This is a genomic window from Acerihabitans sp. TG2 (genome assembly GCF_035013185.1).
In the GTDB taxonomy this organism is placed as follows: Bacteria; Pseudomonadota; Gammaproteobacteria; order Enterobacterales; family Enterobacteriaceae; genus Acerihabitans.
In genome coordinates, this window is the sequence record NZ_JAYGJO010000012.1 from 104,518 (window position 1) to 121,433 (window position 16,916).

16 protein-coding genes are annotated in these 16,916 nt (G+C 50.3%); 8 read left to right on the top strand and 8 right to left on the bottom strand.

Annotated features, from left to right (window positions below; translation table 11 throughout):
- Positions 1–139 precede the first annotated feature (139 nt).
- Positions 140–1,525 (top strand): MFS transporter, encoded by a 1,386-nt coding sequence (locus SJI19_RS12705; protein WP_323478673.1) that lies wholly within the window; start codon positions 140–142, stop codon positions 1,523–1,525.
- A gap of 42 nt (positions 1,526–1,567) precedes the next feature.
- Here the strand turns inward: SJI19_RS12705 and SJI19_RS12710 are convergent, their stop codons facing one another.
- Positions 1,568–2,281 (bottom strand): helix-turn-helix transcriptional regulator, encoded by a 714-nt coding sequence (locus SJI19_RS12710; RefSeq protein ID WP_323478632.1) that lies wholly within the window; start codon positions 2,279–2,281, stop codon positions 1,568–1,570.
- Between the two features lie 489 nt (positions 2,282–2,770).
- On the opposite strand from SJI19_RS12710, the gene SJI19_RS12715 reads away from it, so the two are divergent.
- Complete coding sequence (locus tag SJI19_RS12715) at positions 2,771–3,205, top strand: GNAT family N-acetyltransferase (RefSeq protein ID WP_323478633.1); 435 nt, start codon at positions 2,771–2,773, stop codon at positions 3,203–3,205.
- A 71-nt stretch (positions 3,206–3,276) separates the two neighbouring features.
- Here SJI19_RS12715 and SJI19_RS12720 read toward each other — a convergent pair whose 3' ends face one another.
- Positions 3,277–4,833 (bottom strand): methyl-accepting chemotaxis protein, encoded by a 1,557-nt coding sequence (locus SJI19_RS12720; protein WP_323478634.1) that lies wholly within the window; start codon positions 4,831–4,833, stop codon positions 3,277–3,279.
- Between the two features lie 454 nt (positions 4,834–5,287).
- Here SJI19_RS12720 and SJI19_RS12725 point away from each other — a divergent pair, with 454 nt between their 5' ends.
- Positions 5,288–5,620, top strand: coding sequence for a DMT family transporter (locus tag SJI19_RS12725; RefSeq protein WP_416347540.1), 333 nt, complete (start codon positions 5,288–5,290; stop codon positions 5,618–5,620).
- Between the two features lie 49 nt (positions 5,621–5,669).
- Complete coding sequence (gene speG / locus SJI19_RS12730; protein WP_323478635.1) at positions 5,670–6,251, top strand: spermidine N1-acetyltransferase; 582 nt, start codon at positions 5,670–5,672, stop codon at positions 6,249–6,251.
- Between the two features lie 44 nt (positions 6,252–6,295).
- On the opposite strand, the gene glgX is transcribed toward speG, so the two are convergent.
- A complete protein-coding gene (gene glgX, locus SJI19_RS12735) occupies positions 6,296–8,401 on the bottom strand; it encodes a glycogen debranching protein GlgX (RefSeq protein WP_323478675.1) in 2,106 nt (701 codons plus the stop codon).
- Positions 8,402–8,836: 435 nt separating this feature from the next.
- Here glgX and SJI19_RS12740 point away from each other — a divergent pair, with 435 nt between their 5' ends.
- The 3 genes from SJI19_RS12740 to SJI19_RS12750 all read left to right on the top strand — a co-directional run bounded on the left by SJI19_RS12740 (position 8,837) and on the right by SJI19_RS12750 (position 10,901).
- Positions 8,837–9,649, top strand: coding sequence for a shikimate 5-dehydrogenase (locus tag SJI19_RS12740; protein ID WP_323478636.1), 813 nt, complete (start codon positions 8,837–8,839; stop codon positions 9,647–9,649).
- 309 nt (positions 9,650–9,958) lie between these two features.
- The gene (locus SJI19_RS12745; RefSeq protein WP_323478637.1) at positions 9,959–10,435 is read left to right on the top strand and encodes a hypothetical protein; all 477 of its coding nucleotides are present in this window, start codon (positions 9,959–9,961) and stop codon (positions 10,433–10,435) included.
- Between the two features lie 40 nt (positions 10,436–10,475).
- Positions 10,476–10,901, top strand: a complete 426-nt coding sequence (locus SJI19_RS12750; protein ID WP_323478638.1) for a hypothetical protein — start codon at positions 10,476–10,478, stop codon at positions 10,899–10,901.
- 117 nt (positions 10,902–11,018) lie between these two features.
- Here the strand turns inward: SJI19_RS12750 and SJI19_RS12755 are convergent, their stop codons facing one another.
- Positions 11,019–12,074: an alpha/beta fold hydrolase gene (locus SJI19_RS12755; protein ID WP_323478639.1), complete on the bottom strand. Its 1,056-nt coding sequence runs from the start codon at positions 12,072–12,074 to the stop codon at positions 11,019–11,021.
- 164 nt (positions 12,075–12,238) lie between these two features.
- Between SJI19_RS12755 and SJI19_RS12760 the strand changes: the two genes are divergently transcribed.
- Complete coding sequence (locus tag SJI19_RS12760; protein ID WP_323478640.1) at positions 12,239–12,874, top strand: TetR/AcrR family transcriptional regulator; 636 nt, start codon at positions 12,239–12,241, stop codon at positions 12,872–12,874.
- A gap of 97 nt (positions 12,875–12,971) precedes the next feature.
- Here SJI19_RS12760 and SJI19_RS12765 read toward each other — a convergent pair whose 3' ends face one another.
- The 4 genes from SJI19_RS12765 to SJI19_RS12780 form a co-directional block, all read right to left on the bottom strand.
- Entirely contained in the window at positions 12,972–13,397 is a 426-nt protein-coding gene (locus tag SJI19_RS12765) for a VOC family protein (RefSeq protein ID WP_323478641.1), read from the bottom strand.
- Between the two features lie 20 nt (positions 13,398–13,417).
- Positions 13,418–14,383: a PDR/VanB family oxidoreductase gene (locus SJI19_RS12770; RefSeq protein WP_323478642.1), complete on the bottom strand. Its 966-nt coding sequence runs from the start codon at positions 14,381–14,383 to the stop codon at positions 13,418–13,420.
- A 9-nt stretch (positions 14,384–14,392) separates the two neighbouring features.
- A complete protein-coding gene (gene glnT / locus SJI19_RS12775) occupies positions 14,393–15,751 on the bottom strand; it encodes a type III glutamate--ammonia ligase (protein WP_323478643.1) in 1,359 nt (452 codons plus the stop codon).
- Positions 15,752–15,905: 154 nt separating this feature from the next.
- Complete coding sequence (locus SJI19_RS12780; protein ID WP_323478644.1) at positions 15,906–16,892, bottom strand: aldo/keto reductase; 987 nt, start codon at positions 16,890–16,892, stop codon at positions 15,906–15,908.
- Positions 16,893–16,916: the final 24 nt, after the last annotated feature.

The following is a 16,916-nucleotide window of genomic DNA, read 5'->3' on the forward strand; positions in this document are numbered from 1 at the left end:
TGACCTGATATTCGGCGGCATTGTCGCGTAAGGATTTGGGCAGGTAATGATAAACGAACCACCACCGGTATGCTCGTCGACCAACGCTGGGGAGCAAGACCGGCAGAGCGAAACACCGGCTTCCCACGGAATATCCGGCATGGCATTATTGGTGGCCGGTGCTTTTTTCATGGAATATATCGACGGTACGGTGATCGCCACCGCGCTGCCGCAGATGGGTATCACCTTCGGCGTATCGGCAGTGGACTTAAATATCGGCATGAGCGCCTATCTTCTGACGCTGGCCGTATTGATCCCTGCCAGCGGCTGGATTGCCGATCGTTTTGGCTCGCGTCAGGTATTCACCCTGGCGCTGGCGATTTTCACCTTATCTTCAGTACTTTGCGGCCTGACGCAAAATGTTCCACAGTTTGTGCTGATGCGGATCATCCAAGGGGCCGGTGGCGCACTGATGGTACCGGTGGGACGTCTGGCAGTATTGCGCAGCACCCCTAAATCACAGCTTATTACCGCTATCGCCACTCTGACCTGGCCGGCGCTGGTGGCACCGATTCTCGGCCCGCCGCTGGGGGGTTTTATTACCGACTATGCCAGTTGGCGTTGGATCTTTTTTATCAATCTGCCCTTGGGTCTCCTAGCCATGGTGGTCGCCTGGAAACTGATTCCTAACCCATCGCGCGATGTGCGTCCACCCTTTGACCTGTTTGGTTTTATCGCCAGCGGCGGTGCCATGCTCTCGTTGGTGTATGGGCTGGAACTCATCGCCAGGCGCGATGCCACCTGGCAGGTCGCAACAGTGTTTTTAGTACTAGGCCTGTTGGTGCTGTGGGTTGCCATCCGCCATATGCGGCACGCCGAGCGTCCTATGGTCCGACTGAGTTCGCTGCGCGTGTTAACCTTTCGCGTGACCATCTTCGGCGGTTCGTTGTTTCGCATGTCCATCGGCGCGGTGCCTTTTTTGCTGCCCTTGTTGTTTCAGGTCGGTTTCGGGATGGATGCGTTGCATGCCGGTTCGCTGGTGCTGGCGGTATTTGCCGGCAACCTGGCCATGAAACCCGCCACCACGCCGTTAATCCGCCATTTTGGTTTTCGCAAGGTGTTACTGGTGAACGGTATCCTGGCGGCATTTTCTCTAATGGCCTGCGCGTTCCTGACCCCGTCAACCCCCGACTGGCTGACGCTGACGGTGTTGTTCTTCGGTGGGCTGTGTCGCTCAATGCAGTTTACCGGCATAAGTACGTTGGCATTCGCCGACATTCCACAGCCCGCCATAAGTGATGCCAATACCTTGTTCAGTACTGCGGTTCAGCTTTCGATTGGTATGGGTATTACCATCGGTGCCATCGGCGTACGGCTAGGCAATGCCGTGGCACCCTGGATGGGCATGGAAAATTTACCGGGTATCGGCTATCGCATGGCATTTGTGCTTATTACGCTCATGTCGCTCATTGGCCTGATGGACCTACTGCGCTTACCGAAAAACGCCGGGGAACGGGTTTCGCGTAAACCGGGATCGACAAAGTAACCCCCCGCCAGGGGAAAACCTATCGATTTACCCTGGCGGCACCTACAGGACAATAAACCGCTGCGGATTGACGAATTTTGACGGTGCATATCTGTCATACCCTTTCGCCAGACAAAACTCCTTCAAAGCACCTAAGCTATTGACCTGCGCTTTTTGGTACATCATCTGCAATTTATTGGTGACGGTTCGATTCGATAGGGCCAGGCGTAGGGCAATTTCTTTGGGTTTCATCCCCTGCAGAACAAAAAACAACACATCAAACTCCCGGTCGGTAAAAAAACAATCCGGCTTATTCAAGGTAAGTTCGGAAGGGTATTCCCCGCGGGTATAATGGTGCATAGAATAAAATGTCAACCGCTTTAGATAGGAAACGGTGCCAATGCATTCACCATTTTTATAAAGCGGAAAAACATCACCCAAAAAAGCCTGCACCCTTTTTTCCCTTCCGCCAAAGATAAAGGTGTTGAGGATATTTTTCTTCTTGCCAGTGGTTCTGACCACCCGCTCGTTTTCCTGAAATAACGGAGCCTGTTCTGACCAGTAGGCTGGACACTCCTGATCCAGTCGCCCTTCTATATCAAAATTCTTCGGCAGATCACCATAATAATATGACACACTATTCGCAAAAATATAACGTGATTCTATATCTTTAATTAACCAAAAATCATCGCTTCTTTCCATAAAAGCAATCAATGATTCCACAGAATCCACCGAGGTATTAAGTAAGGATTTTGCGCTTTTGTCTCTTTCTTCCATAGACTCTCCTGATCTTCCCTTCACCTTTCAAGCTGCGAGTGCGTTGGCTGCGCTCTCTCACCCGAATTATTTAAGGTATATAGAATAAATAAACATCAAACCGTAGAGGATTATTGCGTCCAAAAATAGACTGCTGATATTTGTACCACATCCTTTTATCGAAACCAACTTTTTATAGATAATAGGAAAAGTCACCACAGGGTTAAATAAGAACAGTATTTTAATTATTATTAAAAATATTATTTTCTTACTCAGACTAAGTTACCCGCGCCTAATATACTGCATTTTTTTCGAATCCGCGCATTATACATTATTGTCTGCATCTGGCATCGTTTAGTACGGGATACCGGTATAGTGATCGGCATAACTTACTCAGCATGGTGTTTTTTAGGTTTGACGATAGATAAAATCATTCAATTGGCGCTGAACGCTTGCACAATGAACTATGATGGAAGCAGATGTCCAATAAGTTACCCTGAGAGACCTAAAATGGAGAATATTCGAATTGAACGCGTTTCATCCATAACAAAAACATTGGCGGCTGATCTGACAAATTTACTTTCTGAACTATCAGAAACCGCACCCGTGCTGGAGTTTGATGATGTTAAGGCAACGATTCATTCTGACGCGGTAGATGTTTTTGTCGCGTATGACAATGACGCTCCAGCGGGTATGCTGACAGTCGTGTTTGTCACATTGCTATCGGGTAAGAAGTGCATTATTGAAGACGTGGTTGTCAGTTCCCGGTTCAGACGCAGAGGGATCGCCGCTGAATTAGTTCGTTCTGCTGTGACTTATTCACGTAGTCACGGGGCACGTTATGTCGATCTTACTTCCCGTCCAGAGCGTGTCGCGGCCAATGAACTGTATCAGAAGTTGGGGTTCATCCAACGTCAAACCCATGTTTACCGGTTGGCTTTGTAGGATACGACGGCAAATTAACCCATAAAAAAATCCACTGTGCCGGAAGTTTGACACAGCGGATGGCAAATCAATCAGGCAATATGAAAGAAACCGACCGATTTACGTAATTCCAGCCCCTGCTCGGTGAGCGATCGCGCCGCGGCGGCAGCTTCTTCCACCAATGCGGCATTTTGCTGGGTAACGAGGTCCATCTGGGCAACGGCCTGCCCAACTTCCTGGATCCCCAGATTTTGCTCATTGCTGGCGGTCGCGATTTCATGAATAATAGCGGCCACTTTATCCACCGAACCCACCACCTCCGTCATTGCCTTACTGGCGTTATCGGCACCCGCCGAACCGGCGATAATTTTATCCACCGTGCCTTCAATTAGCGTTTTGATCTCCTTGGCCGCGTCTGAACTCTTCTGCGCCAGCGTGCGCACTTCACTTGCCACCACGGCAAAACCTCTGCCTTGAGTGCCAGCACGGGCCGCTTCCACCGCTGCATTAAGTGCTAGCAGGTTGGTTTGAAAAGCAATACCTTCAATCACCGAGATTATGTTAACTATTTTTTCCGAGCTTTGGGAGATATCCCGCATTTGAGTCAGCATTTCGGCCACCACCTTGCCGCCTTGGGTCGCGGTACGAGAGGTGGTTACCGCCAGTTCACTGGCCTGTTTCGCGTTATCTGCGTTCTGGTGCACCGTTTGCGTCAATTGCTGCATGTTAGCCGACGTTTGAATCAACGCCGCAGCCTGCTCTTCGGTGCGTTGGGACAAGTCGGTATTCCCTTGGGCAATTTGTCCCGATGCTACCGCGATGGACTCGCTACCGCTTATGATGCCGCTGATGGTGTTACGCAGTTGCTGGCTCATGGTGTTTAGCGCAGCGAGCAGGCTGATATTATCTTTATTATGCAAATGAATAGGGGTGGACAGGTTACCAGCAGCAATTTTTTGCATGATATCTGATGCATAAGCAGGCTCGCCACCCAGTTGACGCCATAGGTTGCGGGAAATAATGGTTGCCAGCAAACCCGATAGCAGTAAAGCAAATAACGCCAGCCCACAGAGACTGTACTTGGCGATCTGATATCCCCGCGCGGCCTCAACCGCCGCCACATTGCTGCCGCTCACTTCGCGATCGACCATGGTAGCAAGATCAAGCATAAGCTGGGTACGGTATTTACGTGAAGTATCGCTGCTGATTTGAGTCGCCGCCGTCACGTCGTTGTCCTTCATCGCCGTCACCATTTTATCATTAGCCTGACTGAACTGATCAAAATTGGCGACTATCTGGGCAAATAACGGCGTTGATGACAACGCTGTATTTAACGCCAGGTAGTGATTTTGCGCATCGCGGAAAGTCGCCACTGCCTGCATTAACTCTATTCGATGCCCTTCCTTCGCTTGCTCGGTGGTTGATGAGATATATTGTATTTGTTGCAATCTTAATTCTGATAATACACCACGCATCTCCAAGGTATAACGTACCCCTGGCAGCCAGTTATTACGATATGTTTCAATATGGGTATTAGTGGTGCTGAGTTGATAAAGCGATACGCCGCCCAAGCCAAGCATCAACGCAATAATAATGGCAAAACCACCAAACAACTGAACCATAAAGGGCAATTGCATTAACTTCTTCATAACCGTAAATATCCTTAATTAGGGTTAACGGTCTATCGGCACCAAACAAATATTAATGAGTAAAATAACAATATTTTTTACGTTATGTGATACACATCGCATTTTTTAACATTGACACAAGTATTTTTCAGCGTATCAGCGGCAATCTGTATCGAAAAGAGGCAGTTTATCGCTGCATTGACCTGAGGACAGCACAGCCGCTACCGTTCGACATAAGGAAAACCAGCCTTTGGCGATAAAGTCAGGCTGTTTATTGTCACCGATAAGGCCGACCGGTTACGCAGGATGGTAATACCTGACGCGGTACCCCTAAAATGCACTCCCGTGCGGGGGAAAAAAAGTTCGCAGGACATCGGATAAAGAAGGTGTTATAGGGGCAATAAAAACGCTGATTTTCTTAATTATCTCAGCCGTGTTATTATTATAGGCTGTTGCTCATTATAGAATACTGTTTATGATAACTTATGTGTATTTGCTTATTGCCATTATTTCCGAGGTTATTGCAACATCTTGTTTAAAAGCGTCAGCTGGTTTTACCAAACTTTACCCATCCATCGCCGTGGTAGTGGGTTATGCTATTTCATTCACCCTGTTGTCTTTGGTGCTTAAATCCATGCCAGTGGGGATCGCTTACGCGATATGGGCCGGATTAGGCATTGTTTTTGTTGCTGTTTCTGGTTATGTTTTTTTTGGTCAACAGCTCGACAGCTATGCCATAATAGGTATATTACTGATTATCACCGGCGTACTGATAATAAACGTACTCTCTTCATCCACCGGGCATTAATCCGTTATTTCACCATAAGTTGAACCACTAAAAATTGCGGGTACTAATTATGATCGTCGAAAGTAAAATATCCCATAGCTATAATATAAAACTTCATCCTTTAGAACGCGAAGATCTTCATTTTGTTCATCAACTCGATAATAACGAAAGTGTCATGCGTTATTGGTTTGAAGAACCCTATGAAGCATTTGTCGAACTTAACGATTTGTACGAAAAACATATTCATGACCAAAGCGAGCGGCGGTTTATCATCGATAAAGAGGGTGAGAGCATCGGTTTGGTTGAGCTTGTGGAAATTAATCATATTCACCGCCGTGCCGAATTCCAGATTCTGGTTGATCCGGCCCACCAGGGACACGGCTATGCCAGCATCGCCGCCCAGTTGGCCATGAACTATGGTTTTATGGTGCTCAACCTGCATAAGCTGTATCTGATTGTTGATCAGGAAAACGACAAGGCCATTCATATCTACAGCAAGCTGGGTTTTAAGGTGGAAGGCGTGCTGCTAAAGGAATATTTTGTCAACGGCCAGTACCGCAACACCATCCGGATGTGTATTTTCCAGGATGAATATCTGGCCAATGCCGAGCGTTTATCTGGCGAAAAATCAGCGCCGACCACGCTACGTTGATGCCGGCGCTAAGGGTTACCTCTACCACCAAAACCTTCTTGCGATCAGGCGCCAGTCATGGAGTTTTTGGTGTTCACTAGCTCAAACAATACCACGGTGCGCGAGGGGCAGGTATAGGTTTGACCGAAACCAAAGCTGTGCTCATTGATATCATCGGGCTGATAGGTATCAAAAATATGCCGCCAGCCATAACCATGGGCCACGTCAGGTAGGGTAAATATCACATCTTCATGGGAGGCGCTAAACAACAGCAATACGGTGCTCTGCGACCCCACCCGCAATAGGCCTGTGGGCTGAGCGCGCCCATCAAGCAGCATGCCGATACTTTTTTGGTTGGCGTCATCCCAGGCGTCCTCAGACATCTCTTCGCCATTGGGTTGCACCCAGGTCACATCCTTGATATTGAGTTTTTCGTGTCGCTTACCGCTGAGAAAACGGCCACGATGTAAAATAGGGAATCGATTACGCAAGGCGATCAGCCGATAGGTAAACAATATCAGCGCCTGCCCCTTATTACCGATATCCCAGTTTACCCAGCTGATGGCGTTGTCTTGACAATAACCATTATTATTACCCTGCTGGCTACGGGCGAACTCATCGCCAGCCAACAACATCGGAGTACCCTGAGAGAACATCAGCGTCGCCAACATATTGCGCATCTGGCGCAGGCGCAGCTCGTTAATCGCCGCGTCCTCAGTCAGCCCTTCGGCACCGTAATTAGCCGAGATATTATCGCTGTGACCATCACGATTATCCTCACCATTGTCTTGATTATGCTTTTGCTCGTAAGAGACCAAATCGTTAAGGGTAAACCCATCATGGGCGGTGATAAAATTGATCGATGCATGGGGCTTACGACCCCGGTGGTTGAAAATATCGGCGGAACCGGCCAGGCGGGTGGTGAATTCCGCCAGTTGTCCTTCATCACCGCGCCAAAACTTACGCACCGAATCCCGGTAACGGTCATTCCATTCCGACCATCCCGGCGGAAACCCGCCTACCTGGTAACCACCGGGTCCACAATCCCAAGGCTCGGCGATCAGTTTGCATTGACTCAATACCGGGTCTTGTCGGCAGGTATCCAGAAAACCGCAACCTTCGTCAAAACCGTAGCTTTCCCTGCCGAGGATAGTCGCCAAATCGAAACGAAAACCATCCACCTGCATCTCCGTCGCCCAATAACGTAGAGAATCGGTGACCATTTGCAACACCCGTGGGTGGCTAAGATTGAGGGTGTTGCCGGTGCCGGTATCGTTAATATAATAACGTTTTTTCTCGGGAAATAAGCGATAGTAGCTGGCGTTATCAATCCCCTTAAGCGATAGGGTCGGCCCTAGCTCATTGCCTTCGGCAGTGTGGTTGTATACCACATCCAAAATCACTTCGATGCCAGCGGCATGAAGCGTGGCAATCATCTGCTTAAATTCGTAAACGGTTGAGGTGGCCATATACTGGGGATGAGGCGCGAAAAAACACAGCGTATTATAGCCCCAGAAATTATGCAGCCCATTTTCCTGCAGATGACGATCGTCAGCAAAAGCATGGATCGGCATTAACTCTATCGCCGTTATGCCGAGAGATTTTATGTAATCGACAATTTGCGGAATGCTCAGCGCGGAAAAAGTACCACGCAGGTGCTCTGGTACCGCCGGATGACGCATAGTATAACCACGAACATGGGTCTCATAAATCAGGGCTTTTTCCCAGGGAATACCCGGTTTGCCGTTAACTGGCCAGGAGAAGGCCGGATCGATGACCCGGCATTTGGGCATGAACGGTGCACTATCGCGCTCGTCAACGCTAAGATCCTTATCTTGCGCCCCGATGTCATAGGCAAAAAGCGCATCGTCCCACGTCAGTTCGCCCCAGATCTGCTTGGCATAGGGGTCGAGCAGCAACTTGGCCGGATTAAAACGATGACCCTGCCCTGGTGAAAAGGGGCCATGAACCCGATAGCCATAAAGCAGACCAGGTCTGGCATCCGGCAGATAACCATGCCAAACCTCATCGGTATACTCCGGCAATTCAATGCGGTCATATTCCTGCCCTTCATCATTAAATAGGCACAGCTCAACTCGAGTGGCGTGTGCGGAGAAAATGGCAAAGTTAACCCCCAGCCCGTCCCAGGTCGCGCCTAACGGTACCGGCATCCCTTCCCTAACCCGGGTCTTGCGATTAGCATCCAGTTGCTGGACAATTTCACTGTCGGTATTAGGGTGGGTGATCCGTGCGCCCTGTTTATCGACGGTGACAACGACCTGATTATCCACTTTACTTACCATAGTGGTGGTCGGAGTCGGCATGATAAATTCGTTTTTCTTAGACGATCTCTTGACCATTAAATTCGTCTCCTGCACAGTTCACTTCACTCAGTTCATTGATGAAGTGTAGTACCAGTTTAGTAGCGCTTTGCGGTTATGCCAGAGCCTCACGCAGGTATTCGGTAACACATTAAGCGTCGGGCTGAAGAAGGGGTCACAGGCTGATAGCCACAAACGAGTGTGTTATTCTCTATGAAAGTAAGGTGACTGCACCTGATTTTGATCGGGCTAATGTGTCATGGCCAAACTACAAGGATAACAAGCATGAATATCAATAAAGATACCTTACTCTGTATGTCACTGGCCGCTCGTCCCGGCAATTTCGGTACCCGCTTTCATAATTACCTGTATGAACACTTGAATCTCAATTATATCTATAAGGCATTTACTACCCAGGATCTGGCCGCCGCTATCGGTGGTGTCAGGGCTCTGGGCATTCGCGGCTGTGCGGTTTCGATGCCATTTAAAGAGGCCTGCATTCCTTATCTGGATGAGTTGGACGGGTCGGCGCGCGCCATAGAATCCGTTAATACCATCGTCAATACCGACGGATACCTTAAAGCCTATAATACTGATTATATCGCCATTGAACGTTTACTGGCCCAGTATAAAATCGATGCCCAAACCCCTTTTGCCCTTCGCGGCAGCGGCGGCATGGCCAAAGCAGTGGCGGGTGCGTTGTTTGACGCTGGATTTCGTCATGGCGTGATTATTGCCCGCAATCAGCAGACTGGCCAGCGTTTGGCCGATCTCTATGGTTATCAATGGTGCGCAGATGAAACCGGGCTGGACGCCAAGCTGCTGATTAACGTCACGCCGGTGGGCATGGCGAATGGCGCGCAAGCGGACGATCTGGCCTTTAGCAAGCACGCCGTCATCCAGGCGGATACGGTGTTTGACGTGGTGGCATTGCCGGCGGAAACGCCGCTTATTCGTTTGGCCCGTAAGCATGACAAAATCGTGATTACCGGGGCCGAAGTCATTGCCATTCAGGCGTTGGAGCAATTTGTGTTGTATACCGGCGTACGGCCGGAATATGCGCTGGTCGAACGTGCGGCGGCCTTCGCCCGTTCGTAAGCGCTGCGGCCCGGCACCCTTCGCAGCGTGCCGGTGCTGAGCGTTGAACTGGGCGCATTTCATCGCGCCCGTCATAATGCTTGTCACAGCATAAATAGTGCCGTAAATAGTGCCGTAAATAGTGTAGAAAATAGTGCAGCAAATGCACCAACCCTAAGCATCCCCGCCAAAATTTCAGATCTTGAAAATTTAACCCCTTAAAAAGCAATACATTACATCACTTCGGTCTTGGCATATTACTTGCTTATTAATTAGTTAATTAATTAATAGTCAATGTAGACGTAAACCAACCGCCCAGAGGGTAACAACATGACCGTTGATGAAGTGATAACGCGCTTTGAACAGGAACGCGAAAAAATATGGTTTGAGCAGCCAGATGAAGTGTGCGATTTGGGCAAGGGTATTGTCCCACGTGGCACCGGCTCGCGTGGCCAATACTTAAGCACCATTATTTTCGCCGAGGGGGAAGCCCGGACAATGGCGGACGAAATGCTCTGGGGCCTGATACGGGTGGCGGAGGATACCGACGCCGATTTACCGACACTGCAATCGATAATTAAAGAGATCATTGGTTATAAAGCGGATTTTTTTGATTTTGTCAGTCTGCCCCACGCCGCGTCCATGATTCACTTGTATGTGGAGACCGCTTGCCAATGTACCACCCTGCACGATCTTTGTCGGTTATCCCATGCCGCGCTGTCCTATGCCAATCGATTGCATATGTGGGTTGATTTTATTCTGCCGTGGGGCCTTGGCGATGGCTTCCGTCAGGTTAAAGCCGGCTGACCTTTACCCATATCCTTTAACATTACCATCAGGTGGCAGAATGAAACTCAGAATGAACGTGGCGAACGAACCTATTTGTGTGATTGAGGTGTGGGAAGATAAAGTCCCCAATTTGGTCAAAGAGTTGCGGGCAAAATTACCCATGAAAAGCGTGCTGCAACACGGGAAATTGATTGGCGACATGGTCTTTTTTACGATGCCCATTGTCGCCCCTTGGGAAAATAAATTTAAAACCGAAGACGTAGGCAAAATGCGTCGGGAAAAATACGGCAAGGTTACCGGTTCGGTGTGTTTTTACAGTCCACGCCAGCAATTTTGCGTCGTTTATGGCGATGATACCGCCGAAGAACCGTTGCCGATTTCTTATATTGGTGAAGTCATTGAGGGCGATTTACAATTACGTGTCACCGGTTTGGAAACCTGGTTTGACCAAGGCCGGATAGTTGAATTGGAGATTATAGAATAGATCCCTACGGGCCGACTGACTCTTTGCGCCAGGCCGGCGCAAAGAGTCAGTCGGCCCCGAGACATCGTTTTAACCGCGCCGAACTGCATTTAGGGTAGGACCCCGGCGACGAGGGGACTATTTGACGCCACCGTCCTGCCGACCTGAGCGCCCCGAGGACGCGTCGTCACCTGACAACAATTCCCGTATCGCCTGCTCGATAAATGCCGTCTCATCAGGGAATCGACCCGGCGCGCCGGCGCAGTGCCCATAAGGCGAGATTATCGGACGCCATTGCGCCTGTTTAAGATAGCGAAACTCCATAAGAGCTTCGTCTTGGGTAAAGTAAAGATCAGTGTTGCAGGGCATCACAATAGTAGTGGCCGTGATAGCGCCTAACGCCGCGTCAAGATCACCAGCAAACGGCGGCGCCAGCCCGATGTCGGCCTGCTGCCAGGTGCTCAGCATGCACAACAGATCGTTGGCGTCCCAAGCTTGGTGATCGCGCTCCCATGCGCATAACAATGCTTCAATGCTGTCAAAACCCAGCGTTCGGTAACGTTGTTCCCGGTAGAACGTGGCGCAATAAGCCCAGCCGGCGTATACACGTGCGAACGCCGCCAGACCGGACAGCGGGGGGGTGCGGTAATAGCCCTGATCAAATGCCGGGTCCGCTTGCAGCACCGCTTTTATCCCTGCCAGAAAAACAGTGTTTAGCGGCCAGCAGCGCGCACTGCCACAAATCGGCAACAGTGCCCCAACCATTGGCGCATAGGCCGCCGCCCAATGCCAAGCCTGCATAGCGCCCATCGACCAGCCACAGACCAGCGCAAGTCGGTCGATGCCAAGATGGGCAGTAACCAATTGATGCTGCGCCCTGACATTGTCCCCCACCGACACGAGGGGAAAGCGCGGTCCGGGCTGATGTTGGGAATTACTGGGCGAGCTAGACAGGCCATTGCCGAACATATTCACCACAATGATAAAATGGTGGGCAGGATCCAACGCGCGACCCGCGCCAATTATCTGGCGGTAAGTGCGATGGGTTCCGGTATACCAGGTCAGCAGCAGCACGGCGTTATCTCGCCTGGAATTAAGCTCACCGTGAGTTTCATAAGCTAACGTGGCGTCAAGCAACGTCTCCCCTGACGCTAATCCAAATGCGCCAAGTTGATACAAAAGATAATCTGACAACACTCCCCCCTTAAGCGCATGGGCCGGTAGAAAAGATATTAATTAATCAGCTAGTTAACTTGTTGATGATTTCTCGCCTGTGTTAGTATTTACTGATTAGCGCGTAGACCTCCCTGATGCAGAATTAACGTTATTAACCGATACCCTCGGTGCGGACGCCATTTATGAAACCCAATGAAGTCAAAGTAAAAGACACAGTTAAAAACGATAAAAAGCTGCAAAGCGACGTGGCAAATACCTTGCAGGATACCGCCCTGGAGCTGTTTGCCGGGCAAAATTACTCATCGGTGAGAATCAAGGATATCGCCGAAGCCACCGGACTTAATTCAGCTCTGATTTATTATTACTTTGGTTCCAAAGAAAATTTATTTCTTAAGGTCATCGAATCCACGGTGGAAAAAGCCTTCGAGCAATTCGATTCCATTAAAATGAACTCATCCCATCCAAAGGATGTGCTGTTTTTGTGGATCCAAATTCATATTTTACAATTTTACCTCTTGCAAAAACTCGCCAAGATCAGTCTGGACTACGCCAGCACCAATGGCCGCACCCCAGCCATCGATAAAGCCATCAAAAAGTTTTATGAAAAAGAGTCGGTAGTTCTGAAAAACACCATCACCGACGGCATTACCGCCGGTGTATTTCGCGAGGTCAATCCGGTTGATATGGCGATGTTTATCTCTACCTTCCTCGATGGGGTATTATTCCGCACCGTGATGTTCCCCAAATTCAGGTACAAACACGCGATAAACTGCATGCGCGAATTTGTCTTCGAGCATCTGGACATCAAGCACCCTTAAGGGTGCAGCACCGTCGACGACAAGCGGCGGCGCGGAGTCACATCGGCGATGTTAAAGAACGAAACAGCACGACCTGATAGCCAATGGCGGGTTACGCCTAATGAGCAAATAACTGTCCAATATCTTTAAACGCTTTAAATTCCAATGCGTTTTGGCACGGGTCGAGCAAAAACATAGTGGCCTGCTCACCAACTTGTCCCTTGAAGCGAATATAAGGTTCAATCACAAACGTCGTGCCGTGTGCGGTCAAACGCGCGGCCAGCGCTTGCCAGTCATCCCAATCGAGCACCACACCAAAATGCGGTACCGGAACATCATGTCCATCCACCGGATTAGAATGGGTGTGTTGCTGGCTGGCCGTTCTCGGGTGTTCGTGAATGACCAGTTGATGGCCAAAAAAATTAAAATCGACCCATTGCTCACTACTTCGACCTTCTTCACAACCAAATATCTCACCATAAAAATGGCGGGCGGCAGGGATATCGTAAACAGGCAGTGCCAAATGAAACGGTGCGACGGACATGGTGCTACTCCTCATAAACGTTAAAGATCGATCACTAAACGTGGCGTTTTCGCCCGTGAGCAACAGAGCAGGATTTGGTTATTAGCCTGCTTTTGCTCCACACTCAAATAGTCATCCCGATGATCAGGGATGCCATCCTTCACCTCGGCCAGGCAGGTACCACAAATACCTAAACCACAGGAGATTTCCACCTCAATCCCTGCCTGGTGTAATGCCCCGGCAATGGTCAGGTCGGCGGTAACCGGAATAATTTCCCCAGTGCTGAAAATCTCGATATCAAATGTCGGCTCTCCCCGTACCGGCGCGGGGGTAAAAGATTCATAATGACCATCAGCCTGGGGAAATCCCTGGGCATCACAATATTCACGAACGCTTTGCATAAAGGGTAAAGAACCACAGTAGTACAGCCCAAACCGGCCATACCGTTGTTGCCAATCCGTCACCAGCGGTGGCAACTGGGTTGCAATGTCCTGGTCGCGTGAATGAACCACCAGATAATCCTGCACCGCGGCATACTCAGGCTGGTCAACAAATGCGGCTAGGGTGTCGTGCCGACCAAAATAGTGCAGTTGAAACTGCCGCCGTTGCGTCCTGAGCGTTTGCGCCATTGACAGTAACGGCGTGATACCGATACCGCCGGCCAGCAACAGCGACGGACTGGGTCGATCCGCCAACGGAAAGTCATTGCGCGGCGCGCTAATCTGAACGCTTGTGCCCACGGTCAAACTGTCGCGCAGGTAGACCCCCGCACCTTGGGCATCCGGAGCCACCAAAATTGCCAGCCGGTAACGCTCAGGCTGACCAGCGTCACCACACAAAGAATACTGGCGGATTAAGCCATCGGGCAAACGCAGCGATAGATGCGCTCCGGCAGTGAATAACGGTAGCGGAGCACCATCGCGCTGGGCAAGGGTAAAAATAATCACCCCATGGCGGAAAATTTTCTCTACTACCCTGACCGAAAAAAAACGCTGTGCCGTGTCCATAAACCCGCCTCAGAATAAGGTACTGTACTGATCGATTTCCCATTGGCTTACGTGGAGATGATAGTTATTCCACTCCTGGGTTTTATATTTGATAAATTCGTCCCTTAACGCGGTACCCAGCGTTGCCTCAATAAAGGGATCGGCAGCAAAGGCCTCCACCGCTTCATGCAGGTTTTGCGGCAGGAAGTCGATGCCCCGCGCCCGGCGTTCTTGTTCGCCGATAGCATAAAGGTTGTCCTCATTGGGCTCACGTGGGTCGATTTTTTCGCGGATACCTTCCAGACCTGCCGCCAGCGCCAGGGTGGCGGCCAGATAAGGGTTAACCGCGCCATCCGCGTTGCGCGATTCGCAACGGCCACCACCAGCAGGTACCCGTACTGAGTTGGTACGGTTGTTGGAACCGTAGGAATTAAACACCGGGGCCCAGGAGAAATAGTTCATTGCGCCCTGACGCACCAGCCTTTTGTAACTGTTGACCGTCGGCGCAAAAGCGGCACATAACGCACGGCCATGCTTTAACAGACCACCGATAAAATAGTAGCCGGTATCAGATAGGCCCAGTCCGCGCGGGTCGTTTTGGCTGGTAAAAATATTATCGCCGTTATGGATATCGTATAACGACATATTAAAATGCGCCCCGGTGCCGGTTTTATTGGCAAAGGGTTTGGGCATCATGGTGGCCACCAGGCCCATCTCCTTCGCATAGTGCTTGGCCATAAAGCGGAAAAAAATAAACCTATCGCAACTGGTTAATGCATCGGCATAATTAAAATCAAATTCATATTGGGAATTACCGTCTTCATGATCCAGAGAATACAGATCCCAGCCCAGGTGATTAATGGTGCTTGAGACTTTATCCAGCCACGCAAACTGATCGACGAATCCACGCAGGTCGTAACAGGGTTTAATCAGCTTATTGTCCTTTTCCGGAACCGATAAGCCGCCATCCTCGCCTCGTTTCAATAAATAGATTTCACACTCGATTCCCAAATTAAAACCAAACCCCATATCCTTGGCCTGTGACAGGACATTTTTCAAGGCAACTCGGGTATTAAGTGCATAGGGTTCGCCCTTAAATGCATTATCGGCCGGCATCCAGGCGATTTTGGGTTCCCAGGGCAGTTGGATAATATGGTCAAGATCCGGAATCGAGGTCAGCTCATCTTCATTTGGCAATTGGCCTAGCCCATCCAGGGCATAACCGGTATAGCGTTCGGAACCGGCGGCCATTTGATTAAAATGGCCGATCGGTACCACCTTGCCCTTGGGAACGCCATGGATATCCACGTACGCGCCCATGCAATACTCCACCCCTTTTTGCTTTAATTGTTCGGCAATTTCCGCTATTTGTTGCTGGCTTTTTTTCATATTTTACTCTGCTCTATAAATGAATATTACCTACGCCGGTTATCATCCGGTTTGCCGGGCAAAGACGGGTCGCGCTCCTGCGCCCCTCTCGGCAGGCTTCTGATGTTGTTGCCTGCCGCCTGCCCGCACGACCAAAACGACTCGGTGTAGAACATTAAGTATGTTCGACGACGGCGTGAGGAATGTAGGGCGCTTCGAGCGCCACAATTTCTTCCGACGTCAGAGTAAGCTCGGTGGCGCTAACGGCATCCTCAAGTTGTTGGAACGAGGTGGCGCCAACAATCGGCGCTGCCACCGCAGGCTTGCCCAACAACCATGCCAATGCAATCTGCGCCTGACCAACGCCGCGTGCGGTGGCGACGTCGGTCACTGCCTGGATAACCTCCCGATCCGCCTGCTCAGTGGCACTATAGAGAAAACGTGAGTAAGCGTCGGTGGCGCCACGCGCGGTGGCCGACACCTGTTGCCAGGGTCGGGTCAGGCGACCGCGCGCCAACGGGCTCCATGGCGTCACCCCAATGCCCTCATCCTGGCATAGCCCCATCATTTCCCGTTCCTCCTCCCGGTAGAGCAGGTTAAGGTGGTTTTGCATGGCGATAAACGGCGTCCAGCCATGTTCTCGCGCCACATGCAGTGCTTTGCAAAACTGCCAGGCGTACATGGAGGACGCGCCTAAATAACGCACCTTGCCCATTTTTACCAGGTCATGCAGCGCTTCCAGCGTCTCCTCCAATGGAGTGTGGTAATCCCAGCGATGGATCTGATACAGGTCGATATAATCGGTATTCAGCCGTTTTAAGCTCGCATCGATTTCCGTCATGATGGCTTTACGCGACAGACCTTGGCTATTAGCACCTTGGCGCATCGGATTAAACACCTTGCTGGTGATCACCACGTCTTCGCGACGGGCAAAATCCCGCAGCGCGCGGCCTACTATCTCCTCACTATGTCCTTTGGAATAGGCGTTGGCGGTATCAAAAAAATTGATCCCCAGTTCCAGCGCCTTTTGAATAAAGGGACGGCTTTGCTGTTCATCCAGCGTCCAAGCGTGACCGCTTCGTTGTGGCGCGCCATAGGTCATGCAGCCGAGACAGAGCGCGGAAACCTCTAGCCCGGATCGCCCGAGTTTTACCATTTTCATGCTAATTCCTTGGTTTATCTAAGG

What these genes read in the sequence shown, in the direction of transcription:
- SJI19_RS12705 (WP_323478673.1), top strand. Translation starts at nt 140, where the DNA reads ATGGCATTATTGGTGGCCGGTGCTTTTTTCATGGAATATATCGACGGT.
- SJI19_RS12710 (WP_323478632.1), bottom strand. Translation starts at nt 2,281, where the DNA reads ATGGAAGAAAGAGACAAAAGCGCAAAATCCTTACTTAATACCTCGGTG.
- SJI19_RS12715 (WP_323478633.1), top strand. Translation starts at nt 2,771, where the DNA reads ATGGAGAATATTCGAATTGAACGCGTTTCATCCATAACAAAAACATTG.
- SJI19_RS12720 (WP_323478634.1), bottom strand. Translation starts at nt 4,833, where the DNA reads ATGAAGAAGTTAATGCAATTGCCCTTTATGGTTCAGTTGTTTGGTGGT.
- SJI19_RS12725 (WP_416347540.1), top strand. Translation starts at nt 5,288, where the DNA reads ATGATAACTTATGTGTATTTGCTTATTGCCATTATTTCCGAGGTTATT.
- speG (WP_323478635.1), top strand. Translation starts at nt 5,670, where the DNA reads ATGATCGTCGAAAGTAAAATATCCCATAGCTATAATATAAAACTTCAT.
- glgX (WP_323478675.1), bottom strand. Translation starts at nt 8,401, where the DNA reads ATGCCGGTACCGTTAGGCGCGACCTGGGACGGGCTGGGGGTTAACTTT.
- SJI19_RS12740 (WP_323478636.1), top strand. Translation starts at nt 8,837, where the DNA reads ATGAATATCAATAAAGATACCTTACTCTGTATGTCACTGGCCGCTCGT.
- SJI19_RS12745 (WP_323478637.1), top strand. Translation starts at nt 9,959, where the DNA reads ATGACCGTTGATGAAGTGATAACGCGCTTTGAACAGGAACGCGAAAAA.
- SJI19_RS12750 (WP_323478638.1), top strand. Translation starts at nt 10,476, where the DNA reads ATGAAACTCAGAATGAACGTGGCGAACGAACCTATTTGTGTGATTGAG.
- SJI19_RS12760 (WP_323478640.1), top strand. Translation starts at nt 12,239, where the DNA reads ATGAAACCCAATGAAGTCAAAGTAAAAGACACAGTTAAAAACGATAAA.
- SJI19_RS12765 (WP_323478641.1), bottom strand. Translation starts at nt 13,397, where the DNA reads ATGTCCGTCGCACCGTTTCATTTGGCACTGCCTGTTTACGATATCCCT.
- SJI19_RS12770 (WP_323478642.1), bottom strand. Translation starts at nt 14,383, where the DNA reads ATGGACACGGCACAGCGTTTTTTTTCGGTCAGGGTAGTAGAGAAAATT.
- glnT (WP_323478643.1), bottom strand. Translation starts at nt 15,751, where the DNA reads ATGAAAAAAAGCCAGCAACAAATAGCGGAAATTGCCGAACAATTAAAG.
- SJI19_RS12780 (WP_323478644.1), bottom strand. Translation starts at nt 16,892, where the DNA reads ATGAAAATGGTAAAACTCGGGCGATCCGGGCTAGAGGTTTCCGCGCTC.